This window comes from Fulvivirga maritima (assembly GCF_021389955.1).
GTDB classification, from domain to species: domain Bacteria; phylum Bacteroidota; class Bacteroidia; order Cytophagales; family Cyclobacteriaceae; genus Fulvivirga; species Fulvivirga maritima.
On record NZ_CP089980.1, the window covers coordinates 4,113,774 to 4,127,706 of the forward strand.

Annotated in this window: 16 protein-coding genes and 1 riboswitch; of the genes, 13 read left to right on the top strand and 3 right to left on the bottom strand. The window is 41.2% G+C overall.

The genetic code is table 11. The features are described from left to right. Positions 1 to 180: 180 nt before the first annotated feature. The 4 genes from metE (at position 181) to LVD15_RS17480 (ending at position 4,036) form a co-directional block, all read left to right on the top strand. Positions 181 to 2,496, top strand: a complete 2,316-nt coding sequence (gene metE, locus LVD15_RS17465; RefSeq protein WP_233776507.1) for a 5-methyltetrahydropteroyltriglutamate--homocysteine S-methyltransferase — start codon at positions 181 to 183, stop codon at positions 2,494 to 2,496. A 15-nt stretch (positions 2,497 to 2,511) separates the two neighbouring features. Continuing rightward, complete coding sequence (locus LVD15_RS17470) at positions 2,512 to 2,754, top strand: cysteine-rich CWC family protein (protein ID WP_233776508.1); 243 nt, start codon at positions 2,512 to 2,514, stop codon at positions 2,752 to 2,754. A gap of 134 nt (positions 2,755 to 2,888) precedes the next feature. After that, positions 2,889 to 3,617 carry a DUF4365 domain-containing protein gene (locus tag LVD15_RS17475; RefSeq protein WP_233776509.1) on the top strand — a complete coding sequence of 243 codons (729 nt, stop codon included), beginning with the start codon at positions 2,889 to 2,891 and terminating at the stop codon, positions 3,615 to 3,617. 203 nt (positions 3,618 to 3,820) lie between these two features. Continuing rightward, on the top strand, positions 3,821 to 4,036 hold the full coding sequence (locus LVD15_RS17480) for a leucine-rich repeat domain-containing protein (RefSeq protein WP_233776510.1): 216 nt from the start codon (positions 3,821 to 3,823) through the stop codon (positions 4,034 to 4,036). Positions 4,037 to 4,051: 15 nt separating this feature from the next. On the opposite strand, the gene LVD15_RS17485 is transcribed toward LVD15_RS17480, so the two are convergent. Together LVD15_RS17485 and LVD15_RS17490 are read right to left on the bottom strand one after the other, a co-directional pair. Continuing rightward, on the bottom strand, positions 4,052 to 4,411 hold the full coding sequence (locus LVD15_RS17485) for a nuclear transport factor 2 family protein (protein ID WP_233776511.1): 360 nt from the start codon (positions 4,409 to 4,411) through the stop codon (positions 4,052 to 4,054). Beyond that, positions 4,411 to 5,067 (bottom strand): class I SAM-dependent methyltransferase, encoded by a 657-nt coding sequence (locus LVD15_RS17490; protein ID WP_233776512.1) that lies wholly within the window; start codon positions 5,065 to 5,067, stop codon positions 4,411 to 4,413. The genes LVD15_RS17485 and LVD15_RS17490 overlap by 1 nt, the downstream gene beginning before the upstream one ends. A gap of 203 nt (positions 5,068 to 5,270) precedes the next feature. Between LVD15_RS17490 and LVD15_RS17495 the strand changes: the two genes are divergently transcribed. The 8 genes from LVD15_RS17495 (at position 5,271) to moeB (ending at position 12,276) form a co-directional block, all read left to right on the top strand. Next, positions 5,271 to 5,696, top strand: a complete 426-nt coding sequence (locus LVD15_RS17495) for a tetratricopeptide repeat protein (RefSeq protein WP_233776513.1) — start codon at positions 5,271 to 5,273, stop codon at positions 5,694 to 5,696. Positions 5,697 to 5,784: 88 nt separating this feature from the next. Beyond that, a riboswitch (TPP riboswitch) is annotated at positions 5,785 to 5,877 on the top strand. A gap of 78 nt (positions 5,878 to 5,955) precedes the next feature. Continuing rightward, positions 5,956 to 6,162: a sulfur carrier protein ThiS gene (thiS, locus tag LVD15_RS17500; RefSeq protein WP_233776514.1), complete on the top strand. Its 207-nt coding sequence runs from the start codon at positions 5,956 to 5,958 to the stop codon at positions 6,160 to 6,162. A 12-nt stretch (positions 6,163 to 6,174) separates the two neighbouring features. Beyond that, complete coding sequence (gene thiC / locus LVD15_RS17505) at positions 6,175 to 8,046, top strand: phosphomethylpyrimidine synthase ThiC (protein WP_305038968.1); 1,872 nt, start codon at positions 6,175 to 6,177, stop codon at positions 8,044 to 8,046. Positions 8,047 to 8,049: 3 nt separating this feature from the next. After that, positions 8,050 to 8,634, top strand: coding sequence for a thiamine phosphate synthase (locus LVD15_RS17510; RefSeq protein ID WP_233776515.1), 585 nt, complete (start codon positions 8,050 to 8,052; stop codon positions 8,632 to 8,634). Positions 8,635 to 8,718: 84 nt separating this feature from the next. Then, a complete protein-coding gene (locus LVD15_RS17515) occupies positions 8,719 to 9,363 on the top strand; it encodes a thiamine phosphate synthase (protein ID WP_233776516.1) in 645 nt (214 codons plus the stop codon). Further along, positions 9,341 to 10,105 carry a thiazole synthase gene (locus LVD15_RS17520; RefSeq protein WP_233776517.1) on the top strand — a complete coding sequence of 255 codons (765 nt, stop codon included), beginning with the start codon at positions 9,341 to 9,343 and terminating at the stop codon, positions 10,103 to 10,105. The genes LVD15_RS17515 and LVD15_RS17520 overlap by 23 nt, the downstream gene beginning before the upstream one ends. Then, a complete protein-coding gene (gene thiH / locus LVD15_RS17525; RefSeq protein WP_233776518.1) occupies positions 10,098 to 11,222 on the top strand; it encodes a 2-iminoacetate synthase ThiH in 1,125 nt (374 codons plus the stop codon). The genes LVD15_RS17520 and thiH overlap by 8 nt, the downstream gene beginning before the upstream one ends. Beyond that, complete coding sequence (gene moeB / locus LVD15_RS17530; RefSeq protein ID WP_233776519.1) at positions 11,209 to 12,276, top strand: molybdopterin-synthase adenylyltransferase MoeB; 1,068 nt, start codon at positions 11,209 to 11,211, stop codon at positions 12,274 to 12,276. The genes thiH and moeB overlap by 14 nt, the downstream gene beginning before the upstream one ends. Here the strand turns inward: moeB and LVD15_RS17535 are convergent. Then, on the bottom strand, positions 12,273 to 12,599 hold the full coding sequence (locus LVD15_RS17535) for a winged helix-turn-helix transcriptional regulator (protein ID WP_233776520.1): 327 nt from the start codon (positions 12,597 to 12,599) through the stop codon (positions 12,273 to 12,275). The two genes, moeB and LVD15_RS17535, sit on opposite strands and share 4 nt — an antisense overlap. A gap of 114 nt (positions 12,600 to 12,713) precedes the next feature. Between LVD15_RS17535 and LVD15_RS17540 the strand changes: the two genes are divergently transcribed. After that, complete coding sequence (locus LVD15_RS17540; protein WP_233776521.1) at positions 12,714 to 13,775, top strand: NADH:flavin oxidoreductase; 1,062 nt, start codon at positions 12,714 to 12,716, stop codon at positions 13,773 to 13,775. Positions 13,776 to 13,933 lie beyond the last annotated feature (158 nt).

Consider the following 13,933-nt stretch of genomic DNA (forward strand, 5'->3'; position numbering starts at 1 on the left):
TCGCGATATGAAGCTCATTGTCAGGTCTGATGCTTGCTTGTAAAATCACAGGATAGGTGTATGCTGTTGGTATTGGGAGTGGTGCATCTTCACCTTATTTTTCTTCTTATTATCGTCGGGCAAAGCCGAAATTTTGCAATGGACTTTTAGAATACTATTTAAACACTAAAAGTTAAAAAAATGCAAACACACATTCTGGGCTATCCGCGCATAGGTAGCCGACGTGAACTAAAAAGGGCTTGTGAAAGCTACTGGAACGACAAAATTACGCTGAAGGAGCTGGTGCAGGCTGCTAAAGAAATCAGGGAGCATAACTGGAATCTTCAGAAAGAAGCAGGAATAGACCTTATTCCTTCTAACGACTTTTCTTACTATGATCAGGTGCTGGATATGGCGCTCACCGTTAATGCTATTCCCGAAAGGTACCATGATGTAATTCTTAAAGAAGGTAAAACGGAGCTGGACTTGTACTTTGCTATGGCTCGTGGTTATCAGCAAAATGGCTTGGACATAACCGCTATGGAAATGACCAAGTGGTTTGATACTAACTACCATTACATAGTGCCTGAGTTTACTAAAGACCAGCAGTTTAAACTCTTTTCTACTAAAATTATTGATGAATTTGACGAAGCTAAGCGTATTGGTATTGCCTCCAAGCCGGTGATCCTGGGACCTGTTTCTTTCTTGCTTTTGGGTAAGGAAAAAGAAGAGGGCTTCAACCGATTAGAGCTAATAGATAACCTGTTACCAGTTTATTTTGAGCTTTTTGCTCAGCTTAGTGAGCGAGATGTACAGTGGATACAAATAGATGAGCCTTTCCTGGCTATGGACATTGACGCGCCTACTCAGGAGGTGTATAAAAAAGTTTATGCAGAGATCGATAAGAAATTTCCTCACCTGAAAATACTATTAGCTACTTATTTTGAAGGCCTTAAAGGAAATACAGAGTTGGCGGTGTCACTACCCGTTACAGCCCTGCATGTAGACTTGGTAAGAGCGCCGGAACAGCTTTCTGAGGTGCTGGCTAAAACGCCGGATAACCTTTCACTATCTCTCGGTTTGGTAGATGGAAGAAATATTTGGAAGAATAACTTTATTGCCAGTCTAGAACAAATTAAAAAGGCGATTGGAGCATTAGGAAAGGAGAGAATAATGATTGGTACGAGTTGCTCTCTGCTTCATTCTCCTTGTGACTTGTCTTTAGAGACTAAAGAAGATACGCTTACGCCAATAATAAAGAGCTGGCTGGCTTTTGCTAAGCAAAAAGTGGAAGAAGTAGTGACCCTAAGCAAACTGGCAGGTGAAGATAAGGCTGATGTAATAGCTGCCTTACAGGCCAACACCCAGGCGCAGGAAAGCAGGATTACTTCGGCTTTAATTCATAATACGGCTGTTAAATCACGTGTAAATGGTATTGAAGAATCTGATACACATAGAGATCATGAGTTTGCCTCGCGGAAGGCTACGCAGCAATCTGTGCTCAACTTACCTCTTTATCCTACCACTACCATTGGCTCTTTTCCTCAAACTAAAGAAGTGAGAAGCTGGAGGGCTAAATTCAAAAAAGGAGAGCTCTCCCAAAAAGAGTATAATGATCTCCTGGCTGAAGAAACCGCTAAGGCTATAGAGTGGCAAGAAAAAATAGGGCTTGATGTACTCGTGCATGGTGAATTTGAAAGAAATGACATGGTAGAGTATTTCGGAGAAAAGCTCAATGGCTTTGTGTTTACTCAAAACGGATGGGTACAAAGTTATGGTAGCCGCTGCGTGAAGCCGCCTATTATCTATGGTGATGTTTCCCGACCAGAAGCTATGACGGTGAAATGGAGCACCTACGCTCAAGGACTTACAGATAAGTTGGTCAAAGGAATGCTTACCGGCCCAGTAACCATATTACAATGGAGTTTTGTAAGAAACGACCAGCCAAGATCAGCCACCTGTAACCAGATAGCTCTGGCCATAAGAGATGAGGTGGTAGACCTTGAAGAAGCCGGCATTAAGGTGATACAAATTGATGAACCAGCCATAAGAGAAGGGTTGCCGTTAAGGAAGTCTGACTGGCAAACCTATCTGGAGTGGGCCGTGAGGGCCTTCCGTATAGCTTCATCAGGAGTGAGTGATGCTACGCAAATACATACTCACATGTGTTATTCTGAGTTTAATGACATCATTGAAAACATAGCAGCGATGGATGCTGATGTGATTACCATAGAATGTTCTCGTTCGCAAATGGAGTTATTAGACGCTTTCGTTCAGTTTAATTATCCAAATGATATTGGTCCTGGTGTTTATGACATCCATTCGCCACGTGTGCCTAGCAGATTGGAAATGGAAGAGCTGCTGGAGAAAGCTAAAGCAGTACTGCCAGAAGATCAGCTATGGGTAAACCCTGACTGTGGTTTAAAAACCAGAGGTTGGGAAGAAACCAGAAAGGCACTGATAGAAATGGTGAGTGCCGCCAAAAGCATGCGTGAGAGTGTAGAAACAGGAGTGTAATCACTAAAGTAATCTATGCCCAAGCATGAAGATAAATATTGCCCACGTTGTAATACCCTCTTTGAGTGTAAAGTGGGCAATATTGCCCTTTGCCAGTGTAGTAAAGTGGAGCTAACCCATGAGCAAAGAAACTACCTATCCTCACAGTTTAGCGACTGCCTCTGCGCCAGCTGCATGGCCGAATTAAAAACAGAATTTAACATCAAACAGCATGAAGCCTCTATCAATAAAATCATAGGCGGGTATAGGGGGGAGTGAGAACTTTCAGGTTAAGGTCAGGTCTATTGATGTACATACATATTCTTATCAATTATTACTATAAGTGTATGAAATGTCTTATTTTAAGAAAGCTTTAAGATCAGTTTGGTTATAAATTATTAGGAAGACTGAGGATGAAATTTTATACTACTAGTTCAACGGGTGATTCTGGGCTTCTTTATTTAGGTCACTGGATTAATCAGAATTTTCATTTCCCTTTTAGAATAATGTCTGCCGACATTGGTATTGATGCTGAAATTGAGATCCTTGATAAAGATTTACATTCTAACGGATTGATAATAAAAGCTCAAGTAAAGTCTACTCAAAGCCCTATTAACGCTAATTTCTCTGAATATGTGGAAAAAGACCACATTGATTATTGGAGTAAACTTACTGTTCCCGTAATTTATTTTAAGGTTGATTTAGAAAATAATAAAATTTATCATAAAATAATATCATCATTGGATGGTGTAGAATTGACTAGTTCAGGTAATGACAATAAAAGGAAAATAGAGTTTGATTTATCAAAGGATTTACTTGATTTAAGTAGTAAGCAAAAATGGCTTGATTTTTTTAAAGTGGTGGAATATCATAACATGTATTCTTACATTGAAAAACTTCATGATGAAATAGATTCTGTAGTTGTAGACAATGTATCTTTCTTCCATAATGAGGTTATTGAAGAGCTTATAGAAAAACTAGATATAACAGAAGTTTATTTCAAAAAGTTGGAGGCTTTAAAAAATCTGTATCCATGGAAATTTGGAAAAGAAATAAATGATAAAATTGAATGTCTGAATGAAGAGAGGTGGAGGAAAATGTGCTATTTACATCGAGAACAACAGATGTTAAACTATGATTAATGTTTGGTGAATTTAATAGCTAATCAAAGTCACCGAAGCAGCCGTTCTAATACCTTGCTCAAAGTATAGAGACTATATCCATTTAACTTAACCATATTTAGAGGTGTTTTCTTCCCAAGCAAAGCACTTTTTGAACCCCTATTTTGTTAGATTGCAAACCGTCATACTAGCTTCTTTAGTTATAACTGTCTAACTTTATATCTATGAACGTAAAGGAAAAAATAATGCACCGGCTTAAGGATATTAATGATCCTCAGTTGTTGCATGAACTTCTTAAAGCTGTTGAACTTGAATATGAGATAGAGCATGTTGAAGAGCTAATAATACCTGAAAAAAAAGCAATAGATGAGGGGTTTTTGGATGTTGAAGCTGGAAAACTACATTCAAACGAAGAGGCAAGCCGATTAGTTAAGGAATAGTAATTAAATAAACCCCTACTCTCTCGGTAAAGGCAACTCATGTATTCTTAGAAACGAGAGTTTGTCCCAGTAGCCACGTTGGAATTTGATTTTCCCGTTGATTACCTTGAAAAATCCGCAACCTCGTAGGCCTAAAGGGTCTTTCCATTCTAAAATGGCCCACTCGCCATCTTCAAATATATTTTCTGGTATACACACCATTTCAGCCATTTTAAACTCTCTGTCAAACATTTCTTCAATGGCTTTTTTTCCTTCCACAGGGTCTTGATTTACCTGATGATTGATGGCATCGGAATGGTATAATTCGCTTATTTCTACAGCGTTTCCTTGGTTGAATAACTCTACCCACTTGTTAATGACTTCTTTAGGTTTCATTACTGCTTCTTTAATTTTGACATGGAATATTTCCTTAGCACAGTTTCACCTGATTTGCTCTGCACTTCTTCTTCCATTTGTCGGGTTTCAACTACTTTTAACTTAGCCAAACTCGCCAGCTCTTCAAGATCGGCGTGATCGTAAAGCCTGAATTTTTCACCTACAAAGGGCAGGTTTTTCATGAAATCTTTATCCGCATAGGTTAAAACACAAATTCCATCTGGCTTTAAAGTTCTATCAATTTCTTTGATCAGTTTTTCCTTGTCAGACCAAAAATACACCGTGTTTACACTAAATATTCTATCGAATGAATCATCAGGAAAGGGAATGGTTACACCGTCATATAAATTAAATTCAGCTGGTTTATTTTTATTAATAGTTTTGGCTTCCTTCATCATGGTTTCTGATATTTCTAAGCCAAAATATTTAATTTCTTCAGCTATGGATAGTATTTTGTCTAAATGCCCACAGTTGCCGTGCCCAATTTCCAATACTTGATGCCCTTTATTAAGTTCAAGAAATTCAATGGTGTTGGTTGTCATCCCAATGTTGCTTTCATTCATGTTTTTACCTACTTCGGCACCCATTTCACCACTGGGGCAACTCAGTTGGTTTTCTAATTCTGCTATCTGCTCTTTTGTTAATTTCTTATCCATTTATGTAAGGTTGAAGTCAATAAGTTATTCCTTAATGCCTTTACGAAAAATTGATTTATTAGATTTTAAATTCACTAATTATAAAACAAAGTCTACAGCACAGACTTAACAATCACTGTTTCCCGTGATTTAAATCATGAGTGAATAGCATAGCTTTGAAGCATCAAAATGGGATAAGCAGATCCCTTTTAACTTAAAAACCTATGAAAGAGCTAGATAAGCATATACATGATCATGTTACCGCCTTATGTCAGCAAGGAGACGAGCTGGCTGAGCAAGGAGAGTTAGCTGGTGCGTTAGAGAAATACTGGGAGGCTTTTGATCATTTGCCAGAGCCACAAACCATATGGGAGGCTACCACCTGGGTGCTCACAGCCATAGGTGATGCTAATTTTTTAGGTGGCGATTATAAAGCAGGGGTAGATAATTTGAGCTATGCTATGCACTGTCCGGGAGCTATTGGCAATCCGTTTATACACCTTAGGTTAGGACAATGTCAGTTAGAGCAAGGCAATGAAAAAAGAGCGGCCGATGAGCTTACCAGAGCTTATGCTATAGCTGGTCCTGAGATTTTTGAAGAAGACGATCCTAAATATTTTGAATTTTTAAAGTCTAAAATTGACATGTAATATCCGTTTTAGTGCGGTTTTGCCTTTAGGAACGCAGTTAGGTTATGGAGGATGTTTTTATTTTTAAAATCCTTTCCTTACCTTGCAGACATCACTTTGGGGGTGCCAATACGCTGGCTGAGAAATACCCTTAGAACCTGATCCCGGTAATGCGGGCGCAGGGAAAAGTAGCGAACACACATATCTATATTGAATTGCTATCTGGTAATTCATCCTCGTTATTCATCTCTGAAGTGCATGTATCTAAAATTAAGATTTTATGGACTTCACTATCAACGACCAACCATTTACTGTAGATCAAGACACCCTCACCATAGAACAGGTGTTAGCGCTAAAAGGGCTTGAAAATTTGCAAGGAGTTGCCGTGGCTGTTAATCAGCAGGTGGTACCGCGGACCGCCTGGAAGGAGCAGTCTGTAAAATCTCATGATCAATTATTAATCATCACCGCTACACAGGGCGGATAAAACCATTGAATTATGAGAGGAATTGACAAAACTCCGGAGATGGAGTGCATTACCCGCGATCCGTTTCCCAAGTCAAAGAAAATTTATGTGCCAGGCAAAATCCATAATATTCAGGTGGCCATGCGCGAAATATCTTTGAATGATACCAATTTGAAGTTTAATCCAGAGGCAGCAGCGGAGAAGAATCCCCCCGTAACGGTGTATGACACTAGCGGCCCTTACACAGATCCTAACATGGATATTGATGTGAAAAAGGGTTTGCCTAAGCTTCGGGAATCATGGATCAATGAGAGAAATGATACCGAAGTGCTGTCAGGAATCTCTTCCGCTTATGGCAACCAGCGTTTAAATGATGTCTCCCTGAATGATCTTCGATTTGCTTATCTGGAAAACCCAAGAAAGGCCAGGCAGGGGCATAATGTAACCCAAATGCACTATGCCAGAAAAGGGATTATTACCCCTGAGATGGAGTATATTGCTATTAGAGAAAATCAAAAAATTGAAGAGTGGAATCACCTCAATGTTCAGCATGAGGGACAAAACTTTGGGGCTAATACCCCTAAAGGTCTCATTACTCCTGAGTTTGTACGAGATGAGGTGGCTCAGGGTAGGGCCATTATTCCTGCTAATATCAATCATCCGGAAGCGGAACCAATGATTATAGGTAGAAATTTCCTAGTGAAGATCAATGCCAATATTGGTAATTCTGTGGTCACCTCCAGCATAGAGGAGGAGGTAGAAAAAGCCGTATGGGCTTGTCACTGGGGTGCTGATACTATCATGGACCTTTCTACAGGTAAAAATATTCATGAAACCAGAGAATGGATCCTTCGCAATTCGCCGGTGCCTATTGGTACAGTGCCTATTTATCAGGCTTTGGAAAAGGTTAATGGCAAGGCTGAGGACCTTACTTGGGAGATATTTAAAGATACGCTGATTGAGCAGGCGGAACAGGGAGTGGACTATTTCACTATTCATGCAGGGGTAAGGCTTAAATATGTACCGCTTACCGCGAAAAGAGTAACCGGAATAGTTTCTCGTGGCGGATCTATTATGGCGAAATGGTGTTTGGCCCATCATAAAGAAAGCTTTCTATATACTCATTTTGAAGAGATTTGCGAGATCATGAAGGCCTATGATGTGTCCTTCTCCCTGGGAGATGGCTTGCGTCCTGGCTCGTTGGCCGATGCTAATGACAGAGCGCAGTTTGCTGAACTGGAAACGTTGGGTGAGCTCACCAAAATAGCCTGGAAGCATGATGTACAGGTAATGATTGAAGGTCCGGGACATGTGCCTATGCATATGATCAAGGAAAATATGGATAAGCAATTGGAAGCGTGTGATGAAGCTCCTTTTTATACCTTAGGGCCGCTTACTACGGATATTGCGCCGGGTTATGATCATATTACTTCTGGTATTGGGGCGGCTATGATTGGCTGGTATGGTTGTGCCATGCTGTGCTATGTCACTCCAAAAGAGCATTTAGGGCTACCCAATAAAAAGGATGTGAAAGATGGGGTGATTACTTATAAAATAGCCGCCCATGCAGCTGATTTGGCTAAAGGACACCCGGGAGCACAGTATAGAGATAATGCCTTGAGTAAGGCGCGCTTTGAGTTTAGGTGGGAGGATCAGTTCAATTTATCATTAGATCCTGATACCGCTAGCCAATTTCATGATGAAACGTTGCCAGCCGAAGGGGCCAAAGTAGCTCACTTCTGCAGTATGTGCGGGCCTAACTTCTGCTCTATGAAAATTACGCAAGATGTACGTGATTTTGCTAAAGAGAATAACCTTACTGATGAAAGTGCCATTGAAAAAGGCATGGAAGAAAAGGCCTCTGAGTTTAAAAAACATGGGGGCAATATTTACCTGGAGCAATAGTTTATGCAGGTCGTGATCATCACCCATGAGCGTAACTGTGAAGGTGAAATAGATACGGTAAAGGAAATACTGGATCAAGGACTTCACCTGCATATCAGAAAACCTCATTACTCAGATTCGGAGTTGAGTAACTACTTAGAACAATTGCCAAAAGAGTGCAGAAGTCAGATGGTATTGCACGGTAACGTTCAATTAGCGGAAGCTTTCCAATTGGGAGGCTTCCACTTAAAAAGTACACAAGAGCATAAACTGGCAAGTAACTGGAGTGGTAGCCTGTCTAGGTCCTTTCATACTTGGAAAGCATTGAAAAGCTATCAATGGCCGCTGAGTTATGCGTTTTTGAGTCCTGTTTTTAATAGTATTTCTAAGCAGAACTATAAAGCTCAGTTTGATCATGAGCAGCTCAAAAAGGAATTGACTAAAGATAGTAATATTCCTGTGCTGGCTTTGGGAGGTGTTACGGTAGATCTTTTAAGGACTGTAGTAGAGATGGGATTTGCAGGCGCCGCACTGCTAGGAGAGGTGTGGACGAAGCCCACGGTGAAAGAAAGACTGCAGATCATCCATCAAATTAAAGAATATGCTTGAGGGCGGCTTAGCTGCAACCCAAAGCTGGATGTATGAAATGCAGCAAGTAGCTAAAAAGGCCTTTGAGCAAAATTATTAATTGAAATGATAGACCGATTACATTATATATCGCAAGAAGGAGCGCATGGTGAGAACCATGTACAGATGATAGAACGAGCCTGTAAAGCAGGAGTAAGCTGGGTGCAGCTTCGCATCAAAGAAGCTTCTGAGGCTTATATACTAGAGCAGGCCGAGCAGGCTGCTGAAATATGTAAAAAATATGGAGCCAAACTCATTATCAATGATCATCCGCCTATAGCGATACAAGTAAAAGCCGCTGGTGTGCACCTCGGGCAGCAAGACGCGGATCCGCTGGAGGCAAGGAGGCTTTTAGGAGATGACTTTATCATAGGAGGTACGGCAAACACTTGGGAGCATGTAGAAGGCTTAATTAAAAAAGGGGTGAATTACATTGGTTTGGGGCCTTTTCGCTTTACCGCCACCAAAGAAAAGCTGAGTCCTATACTTGGGTTAGAGGGGTATGAGCAAATAATTAAACGCATGCGTCTATTGTCCGTGCAGGTTCCTGTAATCGCTATAGGAGGTTTGTCTTTGGAAGATGTGCCATCGCTAAGGTCACTTGGGGTACATGGTGTGGCAGTGGCCTCGCTGATTAATAAGTCTGAAGAGCCTACCAATATCATCAAAAAATTAAAAATTGCATTAAATGAAGAATTTGAAAATAGCTAATAAAGTATTTAACTCGCGTCTTATTCTGGGATCAGGAAAGTTTAGTAACCCCGGTTTAATGAGCGCAGCTATTACAGCTTCCGCTACTGAGTTGGTAACGGTGGCATTGAAAAGAGTGAATTTAGGGTCAGAGCAAGATGATATGCTTGAGGCTGTAGGATCAGTAGATCTTTTGCCCAATACCTCTGGCGTACGTACAGCCAGGGAGGCCGTATTTGCCGCAGAAATGGCAAGAGAAGCCTTGGGAACTAACTGGCTTAAGCTGGAAATCCATCCTGATCCGAAGTATTTACTACCTGATCCGGTGGAAACCCTCATGGCCACAATTGAGCTTGCGAAGAAAGGTTTTGTAGTAATGCCGTATGTTCATGCAGATCCGGTTTTGTGTAAACGGCTGGAAGAAGCCGGAGCGGCATGTGTAATGCCTCTCGGAGCACCGATTGGCAGTAATAAAGGGTTGAAAACGCTTGATTTTTTACAAATTATTATAGAACAAAGTCAGGTGCCAGTGGTAGTAGATGCGGGCATTGGGGCTCCTTCTCATGCGGCCCAGGCCATGGAAATGGGAGCTGATGCGGTATTGGTAAACACAGCCATTGCCGTATCTGGAGATCCTGAGAAAATGGCTCAGGCCTTTAAAATGGCAGTGGAAGCAGGCAGAATGGCTTATGAATCTAAGCTGGGAGCCATTGCCGATCAGGCACAAGCCAGTAGCCCTTTAACTTCTTTTATCGATGCCTAGTTTTAAAGATGTATTTGAAAAATACGATTGGGAGGCTATAAAAACGGATATCTATAATAAAAAGGCCGCTGATGTAGAGCGTGCTTTGGCCAGAACCAACCGTGATCTGGAAGATTTTAAGGCGCTAATATCTCCTGCTGCTGATATTTATCTGGAAGAAATGGCCAGACAAAGTAAACAGGATACCTTGCAGCGTTTTGGCAATACCATACAGATGTATGCTCCGTTATATCTCTCTAATGAATGCCAAAATATATGTACTTATTGTGGCTTTAGTTTGGGTAATAAGCTGCCTCGAAAAACACTTAATCCTATTGAAATTGATAAGGAAGTAGCAGCCATTAAAAAAATGGGATTTGAGCATGTGCTGTTAGTAACGGGCGAAGCCAATAAAATGGTGGGAGTGCCTTATTTTAAAAAGGTACTTGAGCAAATTCGTACTCAGTTTGCTAACGTAAGTATGGAGGTGCAGCCTTTAGATGAAGCGGATTATCATGAGTTAATTCCCTACGGATTACACGCTGTATTAGTCTATCAGGAAACGTATCATCAGGCTGATTATGCCAAGCATCACCCGAAAGGGAAGAAATCAAATTTTTTATATCGATTGGAAACGCCTGACCGACTAGGCAGGGCAGGGGTGCATAAAATGGGGCTGGGCGTACTCATAGGTTTGGAAGACTGGCGTGTGGATAGCTTTTTTGTGGCCTTGCATCTCAGGTATTTGGAGCAGACCTATTGGCGTACCAAATACAGCATCTCCTTTCCAAGACTCAGGCCTTTTTCAGGAGGCCTGGAGCCTAAAGTAGAGATGACTGACCGGCAGCTGGTGCAGCAGATTACCGCTTACCGATTGTTGAATAAAGATGTAGAGCTTTCATTATCAACTCGAGAGGCCATGAAATTTAGAGATCATGTTTTTCAGCTGGGCATTACTTCTATGAGTGCCGGCTCCAAAACTAATCCGGGAGGCTATGCTGTGGCTCCGGAGTCGTTAGAGCAGTTTGAGATTTCAGACGAACGTTCTCCACAAGAAATAGCTCAATTAATTAAATCAAAAGGCTATGAGCCTGTTTGGAAGGACTGGGATACCGCATTAGAATATGTCACTAAGTAAAGCAGAAGAAAATCAATATAGCAGGCAGCTGATCCTTAATGGTTTTGGCAAAGAAAAGCAGGAAGCCCTAAAAGCTGCCAGTGTACTGGTGGTTGGTGCAGGTGGTTTGGGCTGTCCTGCGCTGCTGTATCTGGCTGCTGCAGGCGTGGGCACTCTGGGCATAATAGATGGAGATGTGGTGGAGGCCTCCAACCTGCATAGGCAAATACTGTACACACATGATGATATTGGTAAAAATAAGGCCGAATGTGCTGCCAAGAGGTTGCAAGCTAATAATCCTTTTATAGACGTAACCGTTTATAAAGAAGCTTTGGATAAGAGTAATGCTCTGGAAATTATTACTCATTATGATTTGGTAATAGATGGTACTGATAATTTCCCTACGCGCTATTTAATTAATGATGCTTGTGTAATTCTCAATAGGCCTTTTGTATATGGTGCTATTGCTCAATTTGAAGGACAAGTAGGTGTTTTTAATTATAAAAATGGTCCTACTTACCGGTGCTTGTTTCCTGAACCACCATTGCCAGGAACGGTAGCTTCCTGCGCTGAAGCTGGAGTAATTGGCGTTTTGCCAGGTTTAATTGGCACTTATCAGGCCATGGAGGCTATTAAAATGGTTACAGGTATCGGACAAGTACGCGCTGGCAGTTTATTAGTGATCAATACTTTAGAAAACACGCAGTACACGCTTAAAATATCGCTGAATGCTGAGAATAAAAAGATAAAGCAATTGTCTGATTATCATTGGTTTTGTGGAGAGGGAGAGGTGTCTGAAATTACTGTTGAACAATTAAAAAAGAAGCAGTTAAAAGATCATTTTACAATAGTGGATGTGAGAGAGCCACACGAGGTAGAAGCCTTTAATATAGGCGGCCTTTTTATTCCACTATCAGAGCTACCAGATCATTATGAACGAATTCCTGATCAGGAAATAGTGGTGGTTTGTCAGTCTGGGGTGAGGAGTGCCAGAGCTGTAACGCTGTTAAAAGAAAGTGGTTTTACAACCGTTTATAGCCTTGCTGGTGGGCTCAATGTATGGAAAAATAGCTAATCGCACTTTTTGTACTTTTGCTCCCAGGCCTCTAACTGTTTGAAAATAGGCAATAGTTCCAGTCCTTTCGCGGATAGGCTGTACTCTACTCGTGGCGGAACTTCTTTGTGCTCTTCTCGTAAAAGTATACCATCAGCTACTAATTCTTTCAGCTGGTCAGTAAGCACCTTACGAGAGATAATATGGATGAGGGCCGCTATGCTACCAAAGCGCAATTTCTTTTGGCCAATAGCACAAATAATAATAGGCTTCCATTTGGTGCCTAGTGAGTTCATAGCATCAGCCAGTGAACAATTACATTCTGCCAGTTTATTTCGGGTCATAGCTATTAGTTACTAAAAGGTTACCACTTTCTTTATTTTAATGGTTACGAAATATAACCAATAATAGTTTCTTTTCGTAACTAAAGTCATTGACATAATAACAAAATTGAAGATATGAATTTAGAATCTTTATTCGAACCGTTCTCATATGGTGGATTATCATTGAAAAACAGGTTTGTAATGGCCCCTATGACTCGCTCCAAATCGCCAAAAGGTATACCTACTGGCGAAGTAGCAGATTATTATGCTCGTCGTGCGGCTTCAGACGTAGGCCTGATTCTTACGGAGGGTACGGTAATAGACAGACCATCATCTAAAAATCATCCTGACATCCCTAACTTTTATGGTGAGGCACTCAATGGTTGGGAAAAAGTAGTGCAAGATGTACATGCTAATGGTGGTGAAATAGCACCTCAGATTTGGCACGTGGGTAACACCACTATTCCGGGTATTACTATGCCTGATCCTATGGAAGGACCGGAGACGATGAGTGTAGAAGATATTGAAGATTCAATTAAGAAGTTTGCTGAATCTGCCGCAGCAGCCAAGAGGTTGGGTTTCGACTGCCTGGAACTGCATGGTGCACATGGCTACCTGATCGACCAGTTTTTCTGGACGGGAACGAACAAACGTACTGATGAGTATGGTGGCGATACCATAGTCAAGCGAAATAAATTTGCTCTGGAAGTGATAAAGGCGGTGAGAGCAGCTGTGGGTAAAGATATGGTGATCATCATGAGACTTTCTCAGTGGAAGCAGCAAGATTATACAGTAAAGCTGGCGCAAAACCCTGCTGAGATGGAGCAGTGGTTGCAACCCATGGTAGAAGCAGGAGTAGACATTTTCCATTGTTCTCAAAGGCGTTTTTGGGAACCTGAGTTTGAAGGTTCTGATCTTAACTTTGCAGGTTGGGCCAAAAAAATTACGGGACAGCCCACCATCACCGTAGGTAGTGTAGGTCTTAGTGGTGATTTCCTCGGCAGCTTTGCAGGCCAGGGAGCAGAGAAAAATAACAATCTGGATGAGCTTACCAGAAGGTATGAAAGAGGTGATTTTGACCTGATAGCAGTAGGAAGAGCTATTTTACAGGATTTTGAATGGGTGAAAAAAATGAAAGAGGGTAAAGTAGAAGAGCTGAGAGAGTTTACAGCAGAAAGCCTTGCTCAATATTATTAAAATATAGACATGTTTTGTGTATAAGTGAAGGGCTGCCTGAGAGGGCAGCTTTTTTTGTGCCTTCATGTAAGGACATTGAAATAGATTAAAACTTCTGTTTATATTTTGTATCTACTACCATACAGGGTTAATTCATATGATCTTGCCTTTGAAGCAGG

Bases quoted from the DNA above. Each gene is read 5' to 3' on its own strand.
- metE (WP_233776507.1), top strand. From the start codon at position 181: ATGCAAACACACATTCTGGGCTATCCGCGCATAGGTAGCCGACGTGAA.
- LVD15_RS17470 (WP_233776508.1), top strand. From the start codon at position 2,512: ATGCCCAAGCATGAAGATAAATATTGCCCACGTTGTAATACCCTCTTT.
- LVD15_RS17475 (WP_233776509.1), top strand. From the start codon at position 2,889: ATGAAATTTTATACTACTAGTTCAACGGGTGATTCTGGGCTTCTTTAT.
- LVD15_RS17480 (WP_233776510.1), top strand. From the start codon at position 3,821: ATGAACGTAAAGGAAAAAATAATGCACCGGCTTAAGGATATTAATGAT.
- LVD15_RS17485 (WP_233776511.1), bottom strand. From the start codon at position 4,411: ATGAAACCTAAAGAAGTCATTAACAAGTGGGTAGAGTTATTCAACCAA.
- LVD15_RS17490 (WP_233776512.1), bottom strand. From the start codon at position 5,067: ATGGATAAGAAATTAACAAAAGAGCAGATAGCAGAATTAGAAAACCAA.
- LVD15_RS17495 (WP_233776513.1), top strand. From the start codon at position 5,271: ATGAAAGAGCTAGATAAGCATATACATGATCATGTTACCGCCTTATGT.
- thiS (WP_233776514.1), top strand. From the start codon at position 5,956: ATGGACTTCACTATCAACGACCAACCATTTACTGTAGATCAAGACACC.
- thiC (WP_305038968.1), top strand. From the start codon at position 6,175: ATGAGAGGAATTGACAAAACTCCGGAGATGGAGTGCATTACCCGCGAT.
- LVD15_RS17510 (WP_233776515.1), top strand. From the start codon at position 8,050: ATGCAGGTCGTGATCATCACCCATGAGCGTAACTGTGAAGGTGAAATA.
- LVD15_RS17515 (WP_233776516.1), top strand. From the start codon at position 8,719: ATGATAGACCGATTACATTATATATCGCAAGAAGGAGCGCATGGTGAG.
- LVD15_RS17520 (WP_233776517.1), top strand. From the start codon at position 9,341: ATGAAGAATTTGAAAATAGCTAATAAAGTATTTAACTCGCGTCTTATT.
- thiH (WP_233776518.1), top strand. From the start codon at position 10,098: ATGCCTAGTTTTAAAGATGTATTTGAAAAATACGATTGGGAGGCTATA.
- moeB (WP_233776519.1), top strand. From the start codon at position 11,209: ATGTCACTAAGTAAAGCAGAAGAAAATCAATATAGCAGGCAGCTGATC.
- LVD15_RS17535 (WP_233776520.1), bottom strand. From the start codon at position 12,599: ATGACCCGAAATAAACTGGCAGAATGTAATTGTTCACTGGCTGATGCT.
- LVD15_RS17540 (WP_233776521.1), top strand. From the start codon at position 12,714: ATGAATTTAGAATCTTTATTCGAACCGTTCTCATATGGTGGATTATCA.